A 23,645-nucleotide genomic window follows, 5' to 3' on the forward strand; every position below is an offset into this window, starting at 1 on the left:
GCCTTACGCTGTACCGACCGTCCGCATCGGCCCGCCAGGTGGAGTAAACTGACTCCTGGAATGGGCCGACGGACGGTCGCGTCATGTGGTGCTTGCGCCATGTGCCGAGGAAAGTCCGGGCTCCACAGGGAAGAACGGTGGATAACGTCCACTCGGGGCAACCCGCGAGAAAGTGCAACAGAGAGTAGACCGCCAGGACTGGTTCACCAGTTCGGGTAAGGGTGAAAAGGTGGTGTAAGAGACCACCGGCGTCTGTGGTGACATGGGCGGCCAGGTAAACCTCGTTCGGAGCAAGGCCAGATAGTAGGCGATGAGGCGTCCCGCTGAGTCTACGGGTAGGCTGCTAGAGCCGGTCGGCAACGGCCGGTCGAGAGAGATGACCGTCACCGCGTTTCGGCGCAGTACAGGACCCGGCTTATAGTCGGCCCATTCCTTTTTTCATCGCGTGTGGCGGACCCGCCCCCGGTGGGTGCAGTGCACGACGTGTGCGTGGAGAAACAACAGCGCGGAAGCCGACCGAAGTCGACTCCCGCGCTATTTTTGTGCCTGCGGTTCGGGAGTTACTCCGAAACCGTGAGCAGCTCGAAGCCGTCCTCGCGGATGACGACGGTGTGCTCGAACTGTGCCGTGATCGACTTGTCGCGCGTGGTGACGGTCCAGCCGTCATTCCACTGGGTCCACTCGTGCGTACCGAGCGTGAGCATCGGTTCAACGGTAAAGACCATGCCCGGCTTGATGATGTCTGCGTAGCTGGGTGCCGAGTCGTAGTGGGGGATGATGAGGCCCGAGTGGAACGACGAGCCAACCCCGTGGCCGGTGAAATCACGCACGACGCCGTAGCCAAAGCGCTTCGCATAGGTCTCGATGACGCGACCGATGACGTTGACCTCGCGACCGGGCCGTGCGGCCTTAATGCCGCGCATCATTGCTTCGTGGGTGCGCTCGATAAGGAGATCGACCTCTTCCGAGACCTCACCAACGCGGTACGTGCGGTTCGTGTCGCCGTGGTACCCGTCGAGGTAAGACGTGACATCGACGTTCACAATGTCGCCCTCACGCAGCACCGTGTCATCGGGGATGCCATGGCAGATGACCTCGTTGACCGAGGTGCATGACGATGCGCGATAGCCGCGGTAGCCGAGCGTCGACGGATACGCGCCAGCAGCAACGACATACTCGTGCGCAATGCGATCGATTTCTGCGGTCGTGATACCGGGGCGGATCGCTGCGCCGACCGCGTCAAGCGCACCAGACGAGATTCGACCAGCTGCACGAATGAGGTCGATTTCGGCCTCGGTGTACGTATTGTCGCCCGTGTATGCGGGCGGCGTCTTCAGGCCCACGTACGGCGGGCGCTGAATATCTGCGGGAACGGTGCGCGGAGCAGGATACGCGCCGGGAATAATATGACCATGACTATCGAACGGCATGGCTCTAGTCTAGGAGTTAAGGATCCACAACCGACTCAGAGGAGACTGTCATGAGCAAGAAAGACTGGGGCGTCGACGATTCGGGCGACACCTACTGGTTCAACGACAAGACTGGTGAAGTTGAATTCGGACCGCAGTCGATGGGAATCGATCGCGTCGGCCCGTTCAGGACAGCTGAAGAGGCTGCGCACGCGAAGGAGACCCTCGCGGAACGCGCTCGTCAGTGGGCAGCTGAAGAAGAGGAAGACAACTTCTAAGGCGCCCGCCAAGAGTTTTCGTGGGTCGCGCAGCGGCGATCCGCACCCCGCACTGAGACACTGCAAGGAATCAATATGAGCAAGCAGCGTGACTACGTCCTGCGCACAATCGAAGAGCGACGCGTAAAGTTCGTGCGTCTGTGGTTTACCGATGTCGCTGGCGCGCTGAAATCTGTCGCGCTGTCTCCCGCAGAGGTCGAGGTAGCCTTCACCGAGGGCATCGGCTTTGACGGTTCTGCGATTGAGGGACTCACGCGTGCGTATGAGTCTGACCTCATCGCGATTCCTGACCCCTCAACATTTAAGCTGCTGCCGTGGCGCGGTGAGGCCGAACCAACCGCGAGCATGTTCTGCGATATCCATACGCCGAACGGTGAGCCGTCAGTTGCCGATCCGCGCAACGTCCTCAAGCGACAGCTTGAAGCAGCGGCAGACATGGGGTTCAAGTTCTTTACGCACCCTGAGATCGAGTTTTACCTCTTCAAATCGAAGGAATTTGGTCCCGACGGTCCCATCCCGGTCGATCGCGCAGGCTACTTCGACAATGTGCCAGGCGGAACGGCGCACGATTTCCGTCGTGAGAGCGTGAACATGCTCGAAGAGCTTGGCATCTCTGTCGAATTCAGTCACCACGAAGCCGGGCCCGGCCAGAATGAAATCGATCTGCGCTACGCAGACGCGCTCACGACCGCCGACAACATCATGACCTTCCGCTCGGTCGTGAAGGAGGTGGCAATCGCGCAGGGCGTGCACGCGACCTTCATGCCGAAGCCGCTCGCGGGTCAGCCGGGCTCTGGCATGCACACGCACCTCTCGCTCTTCGAAGGCGACACGAACGCCTTCTTTGACCCGAGCGCGAAGTACCAGATGTCGGTGACCGCACGCCGATTCGTAGCTGGCCTGCTCAAGCACGCCCCGGAAATCACCGCGGTGACGAACCAGTACGTGAACTCTTACAAGCGCCTGTGGGGCGGCGATGAGGCCCCCTCGTTCGTGAGCTGGGGTCACAACAACCGATCCGCGCTCGTGCGCGTCCCACTGTACAAGCCGGGCAAGGGCAACGCGGCGCGGATCGAGTATCGCGCAATGGACACCGCCGTGAATCCCTACCTCGGTTTCTCGGTGCTGCTCGCGGCAGGTCTGAAGGGCATTCGCGAGGAGTACGAGCTGCCGCCGGAGGCCGAGGAGAATATCTGGGAGCTGAGCCAGGGTGAGCGTCGCGTGATGGGCTTTGACCCGCTGCCGCAAAGCCTCGAGCACGCGCTCGCGGTTATGGAGCGTTCAGAGCTCGTCGCCGAGACGCTCGGCGAGCAAGTCTTCGCGTACCTGCTGCGTGATAGCCGGCAAGAGGTTGAGGCGTACCGCCGTCAGGTGACGCAGTACGAACTCAAGACCATGTTGGACACGATCTAAGCGCGATGAGCACGCAGGATCCTGCCCGTGGCCGCACCACCGGAGTAACGCTCGGCGCGCTCGCGAAAGCCGGCTTTGACCGATTGAGCGAGGCGCGTGAGCGGCTCACCGAAGTGGCTGAGGCGGTGCAGGTCGATGTGCCTGCGCTGCTCGATGGCGCGTCATGGGCAGCTGATCCTGATGGCGCGCTCGCGCTGACGGAGCGGCTCGCAACCGATCAGCCCGGGGCACTCGACTGCCTCGGAGATGACGCGGATCGGTGGCGGCGCTGGTGGATGCTGACGGGCGCATCGGCTGCGCTCGGTGAATTCTTTTACCGGCAGCCAGGCCACATCGCCAGGGTGACCCAGCAGGACGGGGCGCGACCGACGCTCGAACAGGCGAACAGCGAGCTGCGTGCGGCGGTGACGTCACCAGACAGTGTGACGATTCTGGAAGGCGAGCAGGGGAGTAGCGCCCTGCGCATCGCCTACCGGGTGCTCCTCGCAGAACTCATGCTCTGGGACCTGTGCGAAAGCGCAGCGGGCCGCGCACTCGAGGCATCACGCACGACCTCCGAGGGGCTGACGATTCTGGCGGAATCAGCCATCGAGACCGGCCTACTCGTTGCGCGTGCTGCGCTCGAAGCTGGCTCCACTAGTACACCGGTCTCACGGAAACGGCTCGATGCACTGCAGCTCGCGGTCATCGGCATGGGAAAGTGCGGAGCACGCGAGCTCAACGTCGTTTCCGATGTGGACGTCATCTACGTCGCGGGCACAGCAGATGAAGAGACGCTGGACGGCGACGCGCTGATCCGCGTCGCCACGAAGCTCGCGAGTGAGCTCATGCGGGTGATCCACGAACCCGGACTCGAACCGGCGTTGTGGGAAATTGACCCGAACCTGCGTCCCGAGGGGCGGCAGGGCGCGCTCGTCCGCACACTCGGATCGATGCGCGCGTACTACGAACGGTGGGCAAAGGCATGGGAGTTCCAGGCGCTCATGAAAGCGCGCGCGATCGCTGGCGACCGCGAACTTGGCCAGGCCTTCGTTGATTTCACGCGGCCGATGGTGTGGGCATCAGGCGGTCGCGAAGACTTCGTTGGCTCAGTGCAGCGAATGCGCGAGCGCGTCACTGAACACATCGCGCTTGAAGACGTTGAACACCAGCTCAAGCTCGGTCCAGGTGGCCTGCGTGACATTGAGTTCAGTGTGCAGCTCCTGCAACTCGTCCACGGGCAGTATGACGATCGACTGCAGCTGAGCGGCACACTTGAATCGCTCGACGCACTCGTCGCCGGTGGATACGTTGCGCGAAGCGACGGGGATCGGCTCAGCGAGGCGTACCAGTTCCTGCGGGTGCTCGAGCACCGCTTGCAGCTTCGGGATCTGCGTCGAACCGCACTCATGCCGCGCGATGAGGACGAGTTGCGTGTGCTCGCCCGCGCGAGCGGGCTCGCAGATGGCGCAAACGCGCTCATCGAGTCGTGGGAGCAGGTCAAGCGCGACGTACGCAGACTGCACCTGAAGATCTTCTACGCGCCGCTGCTCAGTGCGGTGTCTGAGCTGCCAGACGAAGAATTCGTGCTTGGCTCGGACGAGGCTCGTGCCCGGTTGCAGAGCATTGGGTTCCGCGATCCAGACGGGGCGTTCCGTCACCTCGCTGCGCTCACCCGCGGTACATCGCGGCGCGCAAAGATTCACCGAAACCTCGCACCGGTGCTCCTGCAGTGGCTCGCAGACGGCACCGACCCTGACTTTGGCCTGCTCGCGTTCAGACGTGTGAGTGAGGCCAACACAGACAAGCAGTGGTATTTGCGACTGCTGCGTGATGGCTACGAGGCAGCTGAACGGCTGACGGGTGTGCTTTCCAACTCGCGATTCATCGCGGATCTCCTCGAAACGACACCTGATGCCGTCTCGTGGCTGGAACGCGACGAGCAACTGAAACCGCTCATGCTCGATCAGTTACGCGGGGAAATGCGTGCCCTGACGTCGCGACGGGCAACACTCGACGATGCCGGCCGCGCGCTTCGAAACGTGCACCGTCGCGAGGTGCTTCGCATCGCAATGGGGCGCACGGTTGGCGTGCTCACCGAACGCGAGGTATCACTCGGACTCGACGCGGCACACACCGCACTGCTGGACAGCCTGTTGCTCGCAGTGCGCGAGCACAGCGATGAAACTGCCGCTTCGCTCGAAGTCTCGCTCATCGCAATGGGTCGATACGGCGGGGGTGAACTCGGCTTCGCTTCAGATATCGACCTGCTTGCGGTGTACCGTGCACCCGAGGGCATGCCGGGGGACAAAGCACAGCGCGCGGCGATCAAGCTTGTAACCGAGATGAAGCAGCTGGTGTCCGATCCGCGGTTCTCAGTCGATCTTGACTTTGACCTCCGTCCCGAGGGCAAGAACGGCCCACTTGCGCGCAGCCTGAGCGCCTACCGCAGCTATTACACGCGGTGGTCGGTCGACTGGGAGGCCCAGGCGCTGCTGCGCGCTCGTGCGGTCGCCGGTGATGCCGATCTTGGTCAGGACTTCATCGAACTCGCCGATGAGATTCGATACCCCGAAGTATTCACCGATGCTCAGGTGCGCGAAGTGCGTCGCATCAAGGCGCGCGTCGAGGCGGAACGGTTGCCGCAGGGAGCTAACCCGAAGCTGCACCTGAAGCTCGGCCCCGGTGGTATTTCCGACGTCGAATGGCTTGTGCAGCTGCTGCAGCTGCAGCATGGCGCCGCAACCCCGGCAATGCGAACCTCTGCGACGCTTGAAGCGCTGAGTGCGGCGGTTGACGCCGGATTCATCGAGGCGGGCGACGCCGAGCTTCTGCGGGAAGCCTGGGAGTACGCGAGCACGGTGCGATCCGCGCTCAAGCTCTCCTCTGGACGGGCAAGTGACGTGTTGCCGGTCGACTGGGGACAGCTCGTTGGTGTTGCGGGAATCCTCGGGCACCCACGTGACCAAACCTCGGAGCTGAGCGAACGTTGGCTCTCACTGTCACGGCGTGCACGAGTCGTGTTCGAGCGCGAGTTCTTCGGCTATGCCGAGCCGCCGCTCTATACGGCGTACTGAACCGACACCAGTTGTTTGGCGACCAGTTACCTTCGGGGTCTGGTCTTTCCTCCGTGTGCCGCCTACTGTGGGGAGCATGAAGTATTTGCAGCAAATCCTAGAAGCGCTGCTCGCGGAAACGGACTATGAGGTCGCCGACGAAGCAGAGGCCTGAGCGTGAACGCTCTCCCGACAAACGAGAAAGCCTCGTGGTTCACAGTGAAGTGAACCACGAGGCTTTCTCGTTATGCGCTACGTGAGAGCGCACCCTACTTAGCAGCCGAAGTACATCTCGAACTCGTAGGGGTGGGGGCGGAGCGTCATCGGGACAATCTCGGTCTCGCGCTTGAGATCGATCCAAGTCTTGATGAGCTCTTCGGTGAACACGCCACCCTCGAGCAGGTACGCGTGGTCTGCCTCGAGCGCGCTGAGTGCTGCTTCAAGGTTCTGCGGAACCTGGGGGATGCTCTGAGCTTCCTCGGGAGGCAGCTCGTAGAGGTCCTTATCGATCGGAGCGATCGGCTCAATGCGGTTGCGGATGCCGTCGATGCCAGCCATGAGCTGAGCTGCGAACGCGAGGTAGGGGTTACCCGACGCGTCAGGCGCACGGAACTCGATACGCTTTGCCTTCGGGTTCGAGCCGGTGAGGGGGATACGAACTGCTGCCGAACGGTTACCGGCCGAGTACGCGAGGTTGATGGGAGCCTCGTAGCCCTTCACCAGACGGCGGTAGCTGTTGATGGTCGGGTTCGTAAACGCGAGGAGCGACGGTGCGTGGTGCAGAATGCCGCCGATGTACCAACGAGCGATGTCGGAGAGGCCAGCGTAGCCCTCTTCGTCGAAGAACAGCGGCTCGCCGTCCTTCCAGAGCGACATGTGGGTGTGCATACCCGAACCTGCATCGCCGAAGACGGGCTTTGGCATGAAGGTCGCGGTCTTGCCCCAGAGCTCTGCGGTGTTCTTGACGATGTACTTGAACTTGAGCAGGTCATCTGCCGAGTTCACCATCGTGTCGAAGCGGTAGTTGATCTCTGCCTGGCCGGGAGCACCAACCTCGTGGTGTGCGCGCTCAAGCTTCAGGCCAGCCTCGATGAGGCGAACCGAGATGTCGTCACGCAGATCAGCCTGCTTGTCGACGGGCGACACGGGGAAGTAGCCACCCTTGAGGCGAGTCGTATTACCAAGGTTGCCGCCCTCGACCTTAGCTGCCGAGTTCCAGTACGCCTCTTCCGAGTCGATTTCGTAGAACGTGCGGTTGGGCTTGGTCTCGTAACGAACCGAGTCGAGGATGTAGAACTCGGCCTCCGGCGCGAAGAACGCGGTGTCTGCAATGCCGGTCGAAGCGAGGAAGCGCTCCGCCTTCTTCGCAACCTGACGGGGGTCCTTCGAGAAGATCTCACCCGTGCGGGGGTTGAAGATGTCGCAGAGGATGATGAGGGTGCGCTCGGCACGGAACTGGTCGATGTAGCAGGTGGTGACGTCGGGGATCAGCTGCAGATCACTCTCTGCGATACCTACGAACCCGCGAATCGACGAACCGTCGAACATCTGTCCAACTTCGAAGAAGTCTTCATCAACAGCTACGCCGGGGATGTTGAAGTGCTGCTGCACGCCCGGGAGATCTGTGAAACGAATGTCGAGGAACTTGACGTCCGTTTCCTGAATGTAATCGATGACTTCTTGGGGCGTTTTGAACATGTGGTTCCTTAGCATCTGAAGACGTACGCGTCGGTACTAGCTTACAGTTACGCGGTACGGATGAGTACCGTGCCCGCGATTTTGTCGTGGAATCCACGCTGGTCTGAGTCCCAAACCAGCACGGGAATCACGAGGACGAGCAAGACCGTACGCACGATGGGGCGCCAAAGTCCTACCCAGGTCCCATTGAGCGAAACCACCCGCATGCCAGTAAGGCGATGGCCGAGGGATCCGCCAATAGTGGGAATGAAAACAATCTGAATGAGTGCGAAGAACACAAGGTTCCAGACACTTGCAAGCTCGCCGCCGATAAGCAGGTAAGCGGGGATAGCTGCAAGCACCCAGTCAATACAGATTGCAAGCAAACGGCGACCTACGCGCCCAACCGACCTGGGGCCCGACTCGGGAAGACCGAGCCGTTCACCGGGCCACGTACTGGGTGCGAGGTCGCCGAACTTCTGCTGCTGTGCCACGACGATTTAGCGGGGACGGCCTGCGGAACGAATACGGTTCGGGTCCATGCCCTTGGGGATGCCAACCGGCGACGCCTGAAGCGACGAGAGACGGTTGAAGACTGCCTGGACCTCGTTGCGGTTCAGCTTCGGCTTCAGCTTCGTGAGCGTCTTTGAGAGCTTTGCGAGAGGGATGCCACCCTCATCGGGGCCAACGTAGAGGTGTACCACCTCAACGTTCATGAGTGCGCGCTTGACCTTGCGCTCTTCTTCCTGAGCCATGCGGCGGGTGCGCTGCAGCGAGCCTTCAGAAATGAGCACGACGCCACCGCGACCAACAACGCGGTAGACCGCGTCCTGCTGGCGGTTGATAGCGACGGGAACCTCAGAACCGCGCCAGCTGCGACGAAGTGCGCTCTGGACGATTGCGCCGACCGCACCTGCGCGGCCCTCGATCTGGCTGTATGCCATTGCCTCTGCACGGCGACCGAGCACGATCATCGCGACGAGGAGACCAACGAGCGCGCCGGTGACGCACCAGAGGATCCAACCGATCCAGTTCGAGTGCAGGAGGAGTGCGACAAGCACGCCTGCGAGGATCGGGCCAACGAACGACACGATCATGAGGGGCGTCAGCGCCCGATCATGCACGCGCGTGTTCTGGTAAACCTGCACCATTTGCTTGATGCGGCCCGGTGCCTTCTGCTGCTTTTCCTTTGCCATACCTTCTAGAGTACCGCGTAATCGTGCACGGATTTGACACGTTCGTTCCGAGCCGCCGGTTCTTTCCACAGCGCTGGTTTTTACTCGTTGCCAAGTGACTTGAATTTCGCGAAACTGGGCGCTTTCGTGAAGGGAGAGCATCATGGCTGGTGAGTCGCGTGAGGGGGCCGCAGCGTGGCACGCGGGGCTGATTCTCGAGGTGTTGCGGCTCGCGGCAGCGGCGGCAGAGCGCGACCAGTGTCTGGGTGCGCGTCTCGAGCTGCGGTTGAGTGTGCGGAGCCGGCGCGAGGGTGCAGCAGCCGAGGGAACGCGGTTGCTACAGCACAACTCCTCAGCCGGCATGCGTGGCTGGTGGAGATGGGCGCGGATCACCCAGATGAGTGTTGCTCACATTCGGTCGGGGCATGACCTTGGATGTGAGGCTATCGGAGTGTCGCTTGCAGAACTTGAACGGTTCCTCGCGATCCACGACGAGTGCGATGTCACTGAATTCCTGCTTGAGGGCGTGCGTGTGTGCGTCTCCGAGCTTGCTGATTCTGGGGGAGTGCCGCACGGTTGTGGACTGTTTGAGTTGCTGTCGCACGAGGTGTGCTCACGACTCACTTGGTAAGGGGTGAGTGTATGCGTGCCACATGTGCAGGGAGGAGGCACGCGGCACATAGTCTCCCGAGAAAACACTTGAGCCCCCTGGGGTTCCAGGGGGCTCAAGTGAGAGAACGGGGGTATTAGATACCGAGGTCGTTCTCGAAGTTACCTGCCTCGAGGCGCTGCTTCATCTGGCTGAGGAAGCGTGCGGCATCTGCGCCGTCGATGGTGCGGTGATCGTACGAGAGTGCGAGGTACACCATCGAGCGGATCGCGATTGCATCGCCCTCGGGAGTCGATACAACGCCGGGCTTCTTCACAACCGCACCGGTGCCAAGGATGGCCGACTGGGGGAGGAAGACGAGCGGGGTGTCGAAGAGTGCGCCGCGCGAACCGGTGTTCGTCAGGGTGAAGGTGCCACCGCTGAGCTCGTCCGGGGTGAGCTTGTTGTCGCGGGTGCGCGCAGCAAGGTCAGCGATATCAGCGGCAATTGCCGAGATGTTCTTCGAACCTGCGTCACGGAGGACGGGAGTCAAGAGACCACGCTCGGTGTCAACTGCGATCGCAATGTTCTCAGTCGAGGGGTAGACAATCTCGTTCTCTTCAACGGTCGAGTTGATGATCGGGAAGGTCTGGAGGGCCTCTGCTGCTGCAATGGCGAAGAACGGCATGAAGGAGAGCTTGTTGCCCGTCTTCTGCAGGAATTCATCCTTCTTAGCCTGGCGGAGCTGAGCGACGCGAGTCACGTCAACCTCGACCATGGTGGTGAGCTGAGCGGTTGCCTGCAGCGAAGCTACGGCGCGCTCTGCGATCACCTTACGGAGGCGGGTCATCTTCTGACGGGTGCCGCGAAGCTCCGAAACCTCGTGAGCTGCGGGTGCCGTGACGGGGGCAGCGGCTGCAGGAGTCGCAGCTGCAGCCGGCTTGGGCGCGGCAGCGATGACGTCTTCCTTGCGGATGCGGCCGCCAACGCCAGTGCCAGTAACCTGCTCGAGGTCTACGTTGAGTTCAGATGCGAGCTTGCGCACGATCGGCGTTACGTAGTTCGGGTTTGATGCGGGTGCCGCTGCTGCTGCTGCGGGTGCAGGCGCAACTGCTGCCGCGGGTGCCACTGCGGGCGCGGGTGCTGCTGCGGGAGCAGCGACTGCAGGTGCCGCAGGCGCTGCTACGGGTGCGGCGGGTGCTGCTGCAGGTGCGGGAGCACCGCTGCCGACGCGTGCGAGCACTGCGCCAACCTCAACGGTCTCATCTTCTTCCACGAGGATTGCCTGGAGTACGCCAGCAACGGGCGAGGGAACCTCGGTGTCAACCTTGTCGGTCGAGACCTCAAGGAGTGGCTCGTCAACTGCAACGGTCTCACCAACAGCCTTCAGCCAGCGAGTGACCGTGCCCTCAGTGATGCTCTCGCCGAGCGAGGGGAGCACGATGTCCTGTGCATCTGCGCTCGCTGCTGCGGGAGCTGCTGCCGCGGAGGCGGGGGCTGCTGCTGCAGGAGCTGTGGGGGCGGGGGCTGCCGCCGGTGCTGCAGCGGCCGGTGCGGGAGCTGCAGGCGCAGCCGCGCCACTGCCGTCGCCAATGCGTACGAGTACGGCGCCGACCTCTGCGGTCTCGTCTTCCTGTACGAGGATTTCCTCGATTACGCCCGCAACGGGCGAGGGAATCTCGGTGTCGACCTTGTCGGTCGAGACCTCGAGCAACGGCTCGTCAACTGCAACAGTGTCGCCAACGTTCTTGAGCCAACGGGTAACAGTACCCTCGGTGACACTCTCGCCCAGTGCGGGGAGGACTACCGATTCACTCATCGTGATTCTCCGTTCTAAAAATGCTTCGTAAAAGTTTGTGGTGCGACGCTTAGATTGCGTGCAGGGGCTTGCCAGCGAGCTTCAGCATGGTTTCGCCGATGGTCTCGTTCTGTGTCGGGTGACCGTGAACGAAGGGAGCGACGTCCTCGGGGTACGCCTCCCAGTTCACGATGAGCTGTGCTTCGCCAACGAGTTCGCCGACACGAGCACCAATCATGTGAACGCCAACGACGGGGCCGTCAATGACCCGAACTGCCTTGACCGAGCCGGCGGTGCCAAGAATCGAGCTCTTCGCGTTGCCTGCGAGGTTGTACTCGTAGCTGGTCACCTTGTCAGCGCCGTACTTTTCCTTCGCGGCTGCTTCGGTGAGGCCGACAGATGCGATCTCGGGGTCGCAGTACGTGACCTTCGGGATGTTGACGTCTTCGACGATGACGGGGTTCAAGCCAGCGATTTCTTCTGCGACGAAGATGCCCTGCTGGTAGCCGCGGTGTGCGAGCTGCAGCCCGGGAACAATGTCACCAACTGCGTAGACGCCGGGGACGTTGGTCGCGAGGCGCTCATTTGCGAGCACGAAGCCGCGATCCATTGCAACGCCAACCTCTTCGAAGCCAAGACCTGCGGTGGCGGGGCCACGGCCCACGGCGACGAGCAAGTAGTCGGCCGAGATTGCCGAGCCGTCTTCGAGGGTGACGGTGACGCTCGAAGCGTCCTGCGTTACCGACTGGAAGCGAATGCCGGTCTTGAAATCGATACCACGCTTGCGGAATGCGCGCTCGAGCTGCTTCGATACCGACTCCTCCTCGTTCGGAGCGAGGCGGGGAAGTCCCTCGATGATGGTGACCTCTGCGCCAAACGAGCGCCAGACACTTGCGAATTCAACGCCGATGACACCGCCGCCAAGGACGATGACCTTCTTGGGAACCTCTGTGAGCTCGAGTGCGTGCTCGCTGGTGATCACGCGGCCGCCGATTTCGAGGCCGGGGAGCGAGCGTGAGTACGAGCCAGTGGCGAGAACAACGTGCTTGCCGATGATCTGATCCGCGCCCACCTGTACGGTGTTCGCCGCAACCAGGCGACCCTCGCCGGCAATAACGGTCACGCCGTTTGCCTTGAGGAGGCCCTGCAAGCCCTTGTGCTTACCTGCCACAAGATTGGTGCGGAATGCGTTCACGCCAGCCATGTCGATGCCAGCAACGTTCGAAATGACGCCGTATGCCGCGCCTTCGCGAGCCACATCAGCAATCTCAGCCGAGTGGAGGAGAGCCTTCGTTGGCACGCAGCCACGATGGAGGCAGGTGCCACCAAGCTTGTCCTTCTCAATGACCGCTGCGGTCATGCCCAGCTGTCGTGCGCGGATCGCGGTTGCGTATCCTGCGCTGCCACCGCCGAGAACGACGACGTCAAATTGCTGTTCGGTCACGTGGGCACTCCTTATAAAAGCGTTCGTGTACTACATCTTCGTGTATCGATTGCGCCGGGTAAGCGCGCACCCTCTCAGCCTACTACTCGCAGTGCCTTCGGGGAGGAGATTGATTGCAGGGTGTTCGCCGGTGGCGGATGCTCGGTCGTTCTGAGGCAAGCCTCCGTAGAATGAGGGCTGTGAGCGAGTCTGTAATTTCTGAGGACAACGCGCAGCTGCGCGCGGAAGTTCCCCGCGGCCTGCCCATGGTTGTCGTCCTATCCGGCGTGAGCGATGCCGGTGGTGTGGTGAGTCAACTAGGTGCATACTTCGACGAACACAGTTCGCCCCGTGAGGTGATCCGCTTCGATACCGACGTGCTGCTGGACTATCGTGCGCGCCGGCCGGTAATTACCTTTAATAAGGACCACTTCGAGGACTATCAGCCGGAGACGCTCACGCTCAGTCTCGCGAGTGATGCCCTTGGTGAGCCATTCTTGCTTCTCAGTGGGTTTGAGCCCGACTTCCGCTGGGAACGCTGGGTCGACACGATGTTGTTCCTCGTCGATGAGTTCGAAGTTTCTACGACTGCCTGGGTGCATGCGTTGCCGATGCCGGTTCCGCATACCCGGGACTTGCGCGCAACCATCAGCGGATCGCGAGAAGACCTCATCGAGGAGCACTCGATTTGGCAGCCAACTTCCCGCATCGCGGCAACTGCGGTCCACCTGCTTGAATATCGACTCTTTGGCATGGGGGAGGGTGTGGCGGGAATCACGTTGCTGATTCCTCACTATTTGGCGGGGAATGAATACCCGGCCGGACTCGTTGGCGCGCTTGATTACCTCATGGCAGCGACGGGAAAACTCTTCTCCACGGAGGCGCCACGCGAACAAGCCCAGAAGTTCCGCACGCGCGTTGACGAACAGATCGGCGAAAACGACGAGACCGTTTCGATGGTGCAGAACCTTGAAGAGCGTTACGACCAGTATGTGCGTGACGCTGAGAAAGGCGCGGGCTCAGTCAGTGTTGATGGCGAGGAAGTGACTGGCGACGATATCGACGGCCTACCCACGGCGGATCAGCTTGCGAGTGAACTCGAACAGTTCCTTGCCGGACAGATTCCTGGACCCGATGACGAACCGGGGGAAACCTGGAATCTGGGCCACAACCCACCAGAACCACCCAATGGCGACGGGTCGCCCGGGGACGTGCAATAATAGGACGCGTATACCCATTCATTGATTCGCGACCAAGAAATTGGCTCACGGACTTGACATGGGTTTTCGCACTGTATGCACATTCTCGTTGAGAACGTGCAGACCTCAGACGACATCGAGAGAGGCGGGTTGCGTGGCAACTGCATCCACGAAGGGCACTGACCCTACTGAGAGCGCTGAGACGACCGACAAGGTGAACTCGACCTCCACGGCAGCGGCTAAGAAGACCGCTGCCGCGAAGAAGACCACGACCGCGGCTAAGAAGGCGCCGGCAGCCAAGAAGGCTACCGCGACGAAGGCTGCTGCCGCTGACGAAACGGCTCCTGCCGCTAAGAAGCCAGTGCGTCGCCGCAAGGTGAATGAAGTAGACGCAATGGTTGCCGAGGCTGAGGCAACGCCGGACGTCCCCGAAGAAGACACCCAGACCAAGCCGGTCACCATCGAGCCGCTGCCCACTGGCGCGATTGTGCTGAAGGCGGGCGACGAAGAGGATGTCCCTGCGGTCACGACCGCGATTCCGGGTGCTACCGCTGACCCGGTGAAGGACTACCTCAAGCAGATCGGCAAGGTTGCACTGCTCAACGCGGCCGAAGAGGTCGAGCTCGCAATGCGTATCGAGGCCGGTCTGTTCGCAGAGGAGAAGCTCGCTACCGAGCCCAACCTGCCCAAGAAGCTCACCCGTGAGCTCAAGTGGGTTGCCCGTGATGGCCAGCGCGCAAAGAGCCACCTGCTCGGAGCTAACCTCCGTCTCGTGGTTTCGCTCGCAAAGCGTTACACCGGCCGCGGCATGCAGTTCCTTGACCTTATTCAGGAAGGCAACCTGGGTCTGATTCGTGCGGTCGAGAAGTTCGACTACACCAAGGGCTTCAAGTTCTCGACCTATGCAACGTGGTGGATCCGCCAGGCAATCACCCGTGCAATGGCTGACCAGGCGCGTACGATTCGTATCCCCGTGCACATGGTTGAGGTCATCAACAAGCTTGCACGTGTGCAGCGTCAGATGCTCCAGGACCTCGGTCGCGAACCAACTCCTGAAGAGTTGAGCCGCGAGCTCGATATGACCACTGAAAAGGTCATCGAGGTGCAGAAGTATGGCCGCGAGCCGATTTCGCTCCACACGCCGCTTGGCGAAGACGGCGACAGCGAGTTTGGTGACCTCATTGAGGACACCGAGGCAGTTGTTCCCGCTGACGCTGTTGGCTACACGATGCTGCAGCAGCAGCTCGAGCAGCTCCTTGACTCGCTCTCGGAGCGCGAGGCAGGCGTTATCAAGATGCGCTTCGGTCTCGGCGACGGTATGCCGAAGACGCTCGACCAGATCGGTGACACCTTCGGTGTGACCCGTGAACGTATTCGCCAGATTGAGTCGAAGACGATGGCGAAGCTTCGTCACCCGTCGCGTAGCCAGCAGCTGCGCGACTACCTCGAGTAAATCGACAACATCGACGCTGACCGCAACGCCGCGATCTCACTACGCGAAACGAGAAACCTTTTATGATCCAGCCGAATGAAGGCAAGCAGCTCACGACGACTGTCGGTGGAACTGAGTACCTGCGCATCCCCATCAAGACGCACGTCATCATGCCTGATGACCAGCTTCTTCCGGTGGTGAAGCAGTACGCTCAGGACGTTGTTGAGGATGGGGACACCCTCTTCATCACCGAGAAGATCGTTGCGATCATGCAGGGTCGTTCGTACAAGCTCGACGACATCAAGCCGCGGAAGCTGGCGACGTTCCTGTCGAAGTATGTAACGAAGACCGCTTACGGGATTGGCCTCGGTATGCCTGAGACCATGGAGATGGCGCTTCGCGAGTGCGGTACCCCGCGCATTGTGTTTGCAGCTGTTGTGGCAGCGATCACCAAGGCGTTCGGTCGCAAAGGTGACTTCTACCGCATTGCCGGCCCGAAGGCACGTGGCATCGATGGTCCGACGAACGGCACCATCCCGCCGTATGACAACCGTGTCGTGCTGGTTCCGCTTGACCCCGACAACGCAGCGCGTTCGGTACAGCGTGAGCTCGGTAAGAACATCACCGTCATGATTGCTGACATCAACGACTTTGGTGGCAATATCCTCGGTTCGAACTCGACCCCCGAGCACGAGCTGCTCGTTGCCAAGATCCTTGGCGACAACCCGCTCGGCCAGGGTACCCAGAGCACCCCGATGGGCATCATTCGCGAAGCATAAGCTGAACGATCGCCCAGTAGCCGCACCCCTCGAACGGGGGATCTGTTGCTCAAAGCCCCCGTTTCATACGTGTGAAACGGGGGCTTTTGCGTGCAGGGTGTTACGGTGCGCCCAGCCTCGCGAACAGGGGAACTCCTGCCGAGAACGGCCGTTTCATCCGCGTGAAACGTTCGTTCTCAGGGGAAAGCGTCGATCTTGCGGGCGTGAGCCCTTGCGCGCGGCACCCCGTGTACGTCGCAAGCCCTCAACCCTGTAAAAAGACCCGTTGTTGCCGAAAACCCCCGCTTCATGCGTATGAAACGGGGGTTTTCGAGAGGAAGGGCCATTCTCGCGGGGTTGGGCCCGCAGGCGGCCTAGGCGGCCTAGAACCCGATAGCCTCGCGGTACCGGGGGAGCAGGCCAGTGCGAACGCCTGAGACGCTCGGCTTCGACTGGAAGACGCCGGTGTTGTAATTGCCTTCGATGACGACGGGGCGATCAGGGGAGATCGCGATGTCCCAGCCAACGTAGGGAATCTCGGGCACGATGCGCGCAAGGTGGTCGACGAGCTGCAGTACCTTGTCAAAGTCCGGTACCTGGAAACCGACAATAGACACACCCGAAATGGGGTGGGTCTCAAAGGTGCGGTTCTCGCCGTCGAACGCGGCGTAGTGTGCCTTGCCGTGGTCATCGAGCATCGTGTACATGCCGCCGTGACTGAAGTTATCAACGGCGCCGCCGTTGCCAACCTTGAGTACGCTGGCGAGCACGTGAACGTCAGTGCCGTCAAAGTAGGTCACGACGCGCAAGGTATTGACGCTGCGGTCGTAGAGGCGAGACATCTCGGGATGCTGGGGAATGACCTGCTCGACAAGGAACTGGCGGCCAGCAAGCAACTCAGCATGCAGTTTCGGGTAGTCGGTGATGTCAGACGCTTCGAGGCGTCCGATGCCCTGGCCGCCGAGGCTGTCAGGAACCTTTGCCATGACCGCACCCTGGCGCGTCACGAACTCTTCGAGCTGCTCGGGGGTTGACTCGCGCAGGTCGAGCCACTCACGGCCGATGTAGTCGTTGAACTCTCGGTTGAAGTTCGACTTGTCCGCGAAACGTGCACGGTGCTCAGGCTGGTTGAGCTTCTGAGCGAGGTGATTCGACTTCGGGTGAGTCATGAAGGTGCTGCGCTCTGCGCGCGTCAGCATGAAGAAGTCCCAGTCCTGGTAGTCCTGGAACGCAACCTCGTACCGCGCTGAGCTGTACATCATGTCGCAGAGGATGACGAGGCGCGGCTTACGCGCGTCCTTAGACATCGACCCTGCAAGCCCCCAGAGGCGGGGCATGTCAACCGCTTTTACGCGGTCAAAAAAGTAGTTGAGGCGGCGGCGAGCTCCGAGTCCCATTGTGCGGTTCACCGAGTTTCTGAGAGACGCGAGGTCTCGTCGTGCCAAGCCTCAGCCATCGGGCGAAGCTTCTCTTCGTGGCGCTTTGCGTGGTGGCCGCAGAACAGCAGTTCACTACCACCGAGAATTGCGCGGACGTACGCCTGTGCGCCACAGCTATCGCAACGATCGAGTGCGCTCAGGGGCCGATCCGCTGCCGAATCAGTGGCGGTCGCGTCGGCATTGAGCGAAGGGTTCTGCTCAAGTGTCGTCATGGTGGCCTCCTTCAATAGGTGTATTCCCATCTATCCAACCACCTTCCCGGAGACTCGTCTCCCTGGGAGCTCTCGGTTTCGCTGTACGCGTAGCAAATTGGGTCCGAGATCGTAATCGCCGGGCTGGATCGTGTCGAGTGTCGGAGGGGTGGCCTACAGTTGATGGGGTACGAAGTGAAACGAGGTTATGCGTGGCTGAATCCAGTTACTCCGCGAGGCATTTGACCGTACTCGAGGGTCTTGAGGCGGTACGTAAGCGTCCCGGTATGTACATCGGTACGACTGATTCACGCGGCCTCATGCATTGCCTCTGGGAAATCATTGACAACTCTGTCGATGAGGCACTGGCTGGTCATGGTGACGAGATTGGTATCACCCTGCACGCTGACGGGAGCGTCACGGTGGCCGATAATGGCCGTGGTATCCCGGTTGATATCGAGCCGAAGAGTGGCCTGACCGGCGTTGAACTTGTCTTCACCAAGCTGCACGCAGGCGGCAAGTTCGGCGGCGGGGGCTATGCGTCCTCTGGTGGTTTGCACGGCGTTGGTGCATCGGTGGTGAACGCGCTTTCCTCGCGTCTCGACGTCGAGATTGATCGCGATGGCAAGACCTGGGCGATGTCATTCAAGCACGGCGAGCCGGGCGTGTTCGACGGCGATGGTCCCGACAGCACGTTCACGCCGTACGAGAACGCATCTGAGCTGCGGGTCGTCGGCAAGGTCAAGAAGGCTGTCAGCGGTACCCGTGTTCGGTACTGGGCGGATCCGCAGATCTTCCTTCCCACCGCGCGTTTCGAACCAGAGTCGCTCGTTGCACGCGCGCGCCAGACCGCGTTCCTTGTACCCGGCCTTGCGCTCGACATCACTGATGAGCGCCCGGAGTCGCTGAGCGAAACTGGCGAAGCGCCCGTACATCGCTTCCAGTACGAGGGTGGCCTCTCCGAATTCGTAGATTTCCTTGCACCCGACGCCCCCGTCACCGAGACCTGGCGCGTTATCAGTAAGGCCACCTTCACCGAGACTGTTCCCGTCATGGACGAGAAAACGGGTCATCTCGTGTCCCGCGAGGTCGAGCGTGAGTGTGAGGTCGACGTCGCGCTCCGCTGGGGCACCGGCTATGACACCGAGATCCAGAGCTTCGTGAACATCATCTCGACGCCAAAGGGTGGCACCCACCTGAGTGGCTTCGAGCAGGGTCTGACGAAGTTCTTCCGTAAGCAGATTGAGCAGAACTCACGCAAGCTCAAGGCTGGCAGCGATAAACCTGAGAAGGACGACATCCTCACCGGCCTCACCGCCGTTGTGACCGTCCGATTCCCCGAACCACAGTTCGAGGGGCAGACGAAGGAGGTTCTGGGCACTGCCCCGATCCGCTCTATCGTCTCGAAGGCAATGAACGCCGCGCTGACTGAGCGCTTTGAGTCAACCAAGAAGCAAGACAAGGCTGAGACGGCACTTCTCCTCGAGAAGATGGTGTCTGAGATGAAGTCGCGCATCGCGATGCGCACGCAGCGTGATACCGCGCGCCGGAAGAGCTCGCTCGAGAGCTCGTCGCTGCCCGCGAAGCTCATCGATTGCCGTTCAAAGGACGTGCAGAGCACCGAACTCTTCATCGTCGAGGGTGACAGCGCGCTCGGTACTGCGCGCCCCGCACGTGACAGCGAGTTCCAGGCGCTGCTGCCGATCCGAGGCAAGATTCTCAACGTGCAGAAGGCGTCGCTTGCTGAGATGCTCTCGAACGCCGAGTGTGGCGCGATTATCAAGGTCGTTGGTGCCGGTTCTGGCCGTGACTTTGATCTCGCGTCGGCGCGCTATGGCAAGGTCATCCTCATGAGTGATGCGGACGTTGATGGTGCGCACATTCGTACGCTACTGCTGACGCTGTTCTTCCGCTACATGCGCCCGATGGTGGAAGCCGGCCGCGTCTACGCTGCTGTTCCTCCGCTGCATCGCGTGATCGTCCAGAACGCTGGCCGCAAGCCCAACGACGTGATCTACACCTACAGTGAGCGTGAACTTCAGGAGCTGCTTGCTGACCTGAAGCGTCGCAACAAGAAGTACCAGGAGCCGATCCAGCGCTACAAGGGCCTCGGTGAAATGGACGCAGATCAGCTCGCAGAGACCACGATGGACCGCGAGCATCGCATGCTGCGTCGTGTCCGGGTTGAAGACGCTCAGGCGGCTTCGCGCGTGTTTGAGCTGCTCATGGGTAACGAGGTTGCGCCGCGTAAGGAGTTCATCGTCGAGAACGCTGACGGTCTCGACCGCGAGCGCATCGACGCATAACTGCAGGCCACGGCGCCTCGGTGTCGGGCTCATACGCTGACCGCGAGCGCAGCGGCTCGCACGCCAGGAGGGGCGCATGTCCACACTTGCTCTTGTACTCGTTCTCGGGGCCGCCGTGGCCCACGCTGCGTGGAACATTATCGCCGCGGGTAAGAGTAAGTCGGGTCTACCGTTCCTCTGGTGGGGTGCGGTGTTCGCGTCGACCATTTGGGTGGGCGTGATCCCGCTGACGGGTGGCCTGCGCGGCGCGAGCTGGACTGACTTTCTGATTGGCGTCGGCATCTCCGGCATTGTTCACGTCATCTATATGCTCGTACTGCAACGCGGGTACGCAGCGGGGGATCTTGCGACCGTGTACGCGACGGCACGCGGATCGGGTCCGATCCTCACTGTCATCGTCGCGCTGGTGCTGTTCGGCGAGCGGCCCTCGGGAATCGCGCTCGGTGGTGTCGCGCTTATTGTCGCTGGCGTGGTCGCGATCGGCCTGATCGGTCGCCCGAAGACCGCGAGCGCGCAGATAAGTAAGCGACGGCGGATCGATCCAGGCTTGCTGTATGGCTTGCTGACCGGTGTCGCCATCGCGGCATATTCGCTGTGGGACGCGTATTCCGTGAACGAGCTCGCGTTGCCGCCGGTGCCGTACATGGTTGGCTTCCTGGTCGCAGAACTGCCGTTCTTCTCGCTGTTGCTGTTGCGCGACAAGCGCTACATGCAGCTCGGCGAGACATTCAAGAGCAGCTGGAAGCAGCTCCTCGGTTTCGGCATTATTTCGCCGCTGTCGTACATCCTGGTGTTGACCGCAAACACGATGGCACCGGTCTCGCTCGTCGCTCCCATGCGCGAGGTGAGTGTGGTGCTCGTGAGTCTCTATGGCGTGATCAGATTCGGCCAGGATCGTCCTGTGGCCCGCGTTCTCGCTGCGCTCGTGGTTGTGGCCGGTGTCGTGCTGATCGGCTTCTAGCAGGCTGTCTGGCGATGTTCTGGTAGGAACATTCAAGGCCGGGTGCGGATCACTGATCCACACCCGGCCTTGAATGTAAAGGAGAGCTTACGGCGCGAGGCCGACGCAGGCTGCCGCGCCGTCGAGCGGCAGGCCCGAACCATCTCGCTTGCCGATCTCGGTCGGAAGCACGCGTGCGGTGCCGTCTGCGGCAAGTGCGCGCGGGTTGCCGACACCTACCCAGGCCGCGGTGAGCTGGTCTTCCCACTTCAGGAAGCGTTGCGCGCGAACGCCAGCTGTGGCGCGACCCTTGGCTGGGAACTCTGCCCACTCGGAAATCTTGGCCGAGGAAGACTCAGTGCCTTCAAGCGCGATCGAACTGCCAGCGATCGTCACCACGTGAGCGTCGGCGCCTTCGGGTACCGCCGTCGCGAAGATGATCTCTGCGCCCGCTGCGACCTTCATGCCCGCCATGCCGCCGGCAGGGCGACCCTGCGGGCGGACCGCGGTCGTCGGGAAGCGGAGCAGTTGTGCATTGTTTGCCACCGCGGCGAACTCGGCGCCATCGGGAGCTGGCGCGGCCATGACGAGACGGTCGCCAGCTTTGAGGGTGATGACCTCGAGGTCTGGCTTTGCGGGAAGCTCGTTGAGTACGACGCGCTTGACGACGCCAGCTGCGGTGAAGAGGCCGATCGGCTCCTCAGTTTCGAGGGGCACGATGCCAACGATCTTTGCCTTCTTGTTCGGCAGGCCGAGGTACTCGGTCAGGCGCACGCCAGCCGAGAACGCGATCGACGCCGCGGGCACGAGCGGCAAATCAACGGGGGAGAAGCGGTGCAGTGAACCGTCTTCGAGGATCGCGCCGAGCTCGCCGCGTACGGTCGTGTCGACCTGTGACAGGATCGCGCCGTGCTTGGTGGCACGTGCGGGGCGACGAGTCTGGTCTTCCGCTTCGGGGTCGCGGTCGATGCGCAGGGCGCGACCGGTTGCCGAGAGCATGACGGTGCAGGGCGAATCAGCGACCTGGAGCGCGTCGGGCGACGAGGCTGCGCGCGAGGGGCGTGCAACGGCGCCAGTAAGCATCGTGCGGCGCGGGGTGCCGTAGGCGGCTGCCGCGTCGTCCATCTCCTGTGCGACGACCTTCCGCAGGCGTACCTTGCTGCCGAGGATCGAGAGAAGCTCTTCAATCTCTGCGTTGAGCTGGTCGCGCTCGGTCTCGAGCTCAACACGCGAGAACTTCGTGAGGCGACGTAGGCGGAGTTCAAGGATGTACTCGGCCTGTGCCTCTGACAGTTCAAAGACCTGCTTCAGGCGTTTGCGGGCACCGTCAACGTCGTCACTCGTGCGGATCAGCTGAATGACCTCGTCGATGTCGACGATCGCGATGAGGAGGCCCTCAACAAGGTGCAGGCGATCGCGACGCTTGCGCAGGCGGAACTCGCTACGGCGGGTAACCACCGAAACGCGGTGGTCGAGGAAGACGCGAAGCATCTCGAGGAGGCCGAGCGTCTGTGGCTGACCGTTGACGAGTGCGACCGAGTTGATGCTGAACGAGTCTTCGAGCGGGGTGTAGCGGTACAGCTGCTCGAGGACGGCCTCGGGAGAGAAGCCGGTCTTGAGCGTGATGACGAGCTTCAGGCCGTTCTTGCGATCAGTGAGGTCGACCACATCGGTGATGCCGGAAAGCTTCTTTGCGTCGACGCCCTGCTTAATCTTCTCGATCACGCGCTCTGGGCCGACCAGGTACGGCAGCTCGGTGATGATGAGGCCGGTGCGACGGGGGCTCAGTTGCTCAATCGCAACCTTTGCGCGGGTACGGAACGCGCCGCGGCCCGTCTGGTACGCCTCGGTGATGCCGTCGAGACCGACGATGGTGCCGCCGCCGGGAAGGTCAGGGCCGGGAATGAACTCCATGAGTTCTTCAACGGTCGCCTTCGGGTTGAAGAGCAGGTGCTTCGCGCCCTCGACCACCTCGATGAGGTTGTGAGGTGCGAGGTTCGTCGCCATACCGACTGCGATACCAGCCGCACCATTGACGAGCAGGTTCGGAACCGCCGAAGGAAGCACCTCGGGCTGCATGAGCTGATTGTCGTAGTTGGGGACGAAGTCAACGACGTCCTCATCGAGCGACTCGGTCATGGCGAGTGCTGCGCCAGCGAGACGAGCCTCGGTGTATCGCGATGCGGCTGGGCCGTCATCGAGCGAACCGAAGTTGCCGTGACCGTCAACAAGCGGCAAACGCATTGCGAACGACTGCGCCAGGCGCACGAGCGCATCGTAAATTGACGAGTCGCCGTGCGGGTGCAACTTGCCCATGACCTCGCCGACGACGCGCGCGGACTTCACGTGACCCTTTTCGGGGCGCAGCCCCATGTCGGTCATCATGTACAGGATGCGTCGCTGGACGGGCTTGAGGCCGTCGCGCGCATCGGGGAGCGCGCGCGAATAGATCACCGAGTAGGCGTACTCCAGGAACGAACCTTCCATCTCCTGAGAGATGTCGATTTCTTCGATCCGTTCGTTGGCAGCTTCGTGTGCCACGCCTGCGGTGTCAGGGATCACGGGGGCATCGGTCATAATGGA

General features: G+C 61.7%; 18 protein-coding genes and 1 other RNA gene. 10 read left to right on the forward strand and 9 right to left on the reverse strand.

What is annotated here, in order from left to right; all coding sequences use genetic code 11:
• Nucleotides 1-60 precede the first annotated feature (60 nt).
• An RNA gene (gene rnpB / locus ICM05_RS09420) (RNase P RNA component class A) lies at nt 61-434 on the forward strand.
• A gap of 126 nt (nt 435-560) precedes the next feature.
• Here rnpB and map read toward each other — a convergent pair.
• Nucleotides 561-1,430, reverse strand: a complete 870-nt coding sequence (gene map, locus ICM05_RS09425) for a type I methionyl aminopeptidase (RefSeq protein ID WP_188024332.1) — start codon at nt 1,428-1,430, stop codon at nt 561-563.
• 50 nt (nt 1,431-1,480) lie between these two features.
• On the opposite strand from map, the gene ICM05_RS09430 reads away from it, so the two are divergent.
• The 3 genes from ICM05_RS09430 (at nt 1,481) to ICM05_RS09440 (ending at nt 6,156) form a co-directional block, all read left to right on the forward strand.
• Nucleotides 1,481-1,687, forward strand: coding sequence for a methionine aminopeptidase (locus ICM05_RS09430; RefSeq protein ID WP_188024333.1), 207 nt, complete (start codon nt 1,481-1,483; stop codon nt 1,685-1,687).
• Nucleotides 1,688-1,762: 75 nt separating this feature from the next.
• Complete coding sequence (gene glnA, locus ICM05_RS09435; RefSeq protein ID WP_188024334.1) at nt 1,763-3,100, forward strand: type I glutamate--ammonia ligase; 1,338 nt, start codon at nt 1,763-1,765, stop codon at nt 3,098-3,100.
• 5 nt (nt 3,101-3,105) lie between these two features.
• Nucleotides 3,106-6,156: a bifunctional [glutamine synthetase] adenylyltransferase/[glutamine synthetase]-adenylyl-L-tyrosine phosphorylase gene (locus tag ICM05_RS09440; RefSeq protein WP_188024335.1), complete on the forward strand. Its 3,051-nt coding sequence runs from the start codon at nt 3,106-3,108 to the stop codon at nt 6,154-6,156.
• A gap of 252 nt (nt 6,157-6,408) precedes the next feature.
• Here the strand turns inward: ICM05_RS09440 and glnA (ICM05_RS09445) are convergent, their stop codons facing one another.
• From glnA (ICM05_RS09445) to ICM05_RS09455, 3 genes are read right to left on the reverse strand one after another with little or no spacing between them, the layout of a single operon-like run.
• The gene (gene glnA, locus ICM05_RS09445) at nt 6,409-7,833 is read right to left on the reverse strand and encodes a type I glutamate--ammonia ligase (protein WP_188024336.1); all 1,425 of its coding nucleotides are present in this window, start codon (nt 7,831-7,833) and stop codon (nt 6,409-6,411) included.
• Between the two features lie 47 nt (nt 7,834-7,880).
• Nucleotides 7,881-8,306 carry an RDD family protein gene (locus ICM05_RS09450; RefSeq protein ID WP_353055873.1) on the reverse strand — a complete coding sequence of 142 codons (426 nt, stop codon included), beginning with the start codon at nt 8,304-8,306 and terminating at the stop codon, nt 7,881-7,883.
• Nucleotides 8,307-8,312: 6 nt separating this feature from the next.
• The gene (locus ICM05_RS09455; RefSeq protein ID WP_188024337.1) at nt 8,313-9,008 is read right to left on the reverse strand and encodes a DUF4191 domain-containing protein; all 696 of its coding nucleotides are present in this window, start codon (nt 9,006-9,008) and stop codon (nt 8,313-8,315) included.
• A 142-nt stretch (nt 9,009-9,150) separates the two neighbouring features.
• On the opposite strand from ICM05_RS09455, the gene ICM05_RS09460 reads away from it, so the two are divergent.
• Complete coding sequence (locus ICM05_RS09460; protein ID WP_188024338.1) at nt 9,151-9,618, forward strand: hypothetical protein; 468 nt, start codon at nt 9,151-9,153, stop codon at nt 9,616-9,618.
• 115 nt (nt 9,619-9,733) lie between these two features.
• On the opposite strand, the gene sucB is transcribed toward ICM05_RS09460, so the two are convergent.
• Together sucB and lpdA are read right to left on the reverse strand one after the other, a co-directional pair.
• On the reverse strand, nt 9,734-11,395 hold the full coding sequence (sucB, locus tag ICM05_RS09465) for a 2-oxoglutarate dehydrogenase, E2 component, dihydrolipoamide succinyltransferase (protein WP_188024339.1): 1,662 nt from the start codon (nt 11,393-11,395) through the stop codon (nt 9,734-9,736).
• A 49-nt stretch (nt 11,396-11,444) separates the two neighbouring features.
• The gene (lpdA, locus tag ICM05_RS09470) at nt 11,445-12,818 is read right to left on the reverse strand and encodes a dihydrolipoyl dehydrogenase (protein WP_188024340.1); all 1,374 of its coding nucleotides are present in this window, start codon (nt 12,816-12,818) and stop codon (nt 11,445-11,447) included.
• A gap of 179 nt (nt 12,819-12,997) precedes the next feature.
• Between lpdA and ICM05_RS09475 the strand changes: the two genes are divergently transcribed.
• The 3 genes from ICM05_RS09475 to ICM05_RS09485 all read left to right on the forward strand — a co-directional run bounded on the left by ICM05_RS09475 (nt 12,998) and on the right by ICM05_RS09485 (nt 16,207).
• A complete protein-coding gene (locus tag ICM05_RS09475; protein WP_353055874.1) occupies nt 12,998-14,017 on the forward strand; it encodes a PAC2 family protein in 1,020 nt (339 codons plus the stop codon).
• A gap of 58 nt (nt 14,018-14,075) precedes the next feature.
• Nucleotides 14,076-15,449, forward strand: a complete 1,374-nt coding sequence (locus ICM05_RS09480; protein ID WP_188024342.1) for an RNA polymerase sigma factor — start codon at nt 14,076-14,078, stop codon at nt 15,447-15,449.
• A gap of 62 nt (nt 15,450-15,511) precedes the next feature.
• The gene (locus ICM05_RS09485; RefSeq protein WP_188024343.1) at nt 15,512-16,207 is read left to right on the forward strand and encodes a coenzyme F420-0:L-glutamate ligase; all 696 of its coding nucleotides are present in this window, start codon (nt 15,512-15,514) and stop codon (nt 16,205-16,207) included.
• A gap of 362 nt (nt 16,208-16,569) precedes the next feature.
• Here the strand turns inward: ICM05_RS09485 and ICM05_RS09490 are convergent, their stop codons facing one another.
• Nucleotides 16,570-17,583, reverse strand: coding sequence for a sugar-transfer associated ATP-grasp domain-containing protein (locus ICM05_RS09490; protein WP_188024344.1), 1,014 nt, complete (start codon nt 17,581-17,583; stop codon nt 16,570-16,572).
• Nucleotides 17,584-17,591: 8 nt separating this feature from the next.
• On the reverse strand, nt 17,592-17,837 hold the full coding sequence (locus ICM05_RS09495; RefSeq protein ID WP_188024345.1) for a hypothetical protein: 246 nt from the start codon (nt 17,835-17,837) through the stop codon (nt 17,592-17,594).
• A gap of 191 nt (nt 17,838-18,028) precedes the next feature.
• On the opposite strand from ICM05_RS09495, the gene ICM05_RS09500 reads away from it, so the two are divergent.
• Both ICM05_RS09500 and ICM05_RS09505 read left to right on the forward strand, forming a co-directional pair.
• Nucleotides 18,029-20,122: a DNA topoisomerase IV subunit B gene (locus ICM05_RS09500; RefSeq protein WP_188024346.1), complete on the forward strand. Its 2,094-nt coding sequence runs from the start codon at nt 18,029-18,031 to the stop codon at nt 20,120-20,122.
• Nucleotides 20,123-20,198: 76 nt separating this feature from the next.
• Nucleotides 20,199-21,083: a hypothetical protein gene (locus ICM05_RS09505; RefSeq protein WP_188024347.1), complete on the forward strand. Its 885-nt coding sequence runs from the start codon at nt 20,199-20,201 to the stop codon at nt 21,081-21,083.
• An 87-nt stretch (nt 21,084-21,170) separates the two neighbouring features.
• Here the strand turns inward: ICM05_RS09505 and ICM05_RS09510 are convergent, their stop codons facing one another.
• Entirely contained in the window at nt 21,171-23,639 is a 2,469-nt protein-coding gene (locus tag ICM05_RS09510) for a DNA topoisomerase (ATP-hydrolyzing) subunit A (protein WP_188024348.1), read from the reverse strand.
• Nucleotides 23,640-23,645: the final 6 nt, after the last annotated feature.

The sequence above is a fragment of the Leucobacter sp. cx-42 genome (assembly GCF_014529985.1).
In the GTDB taxonomy this organism is placed as follows: Bacteria; Actinomycetota; Actinomycetes; order Actinomycetales; family Microbacteriaceae; genus Leucobacter.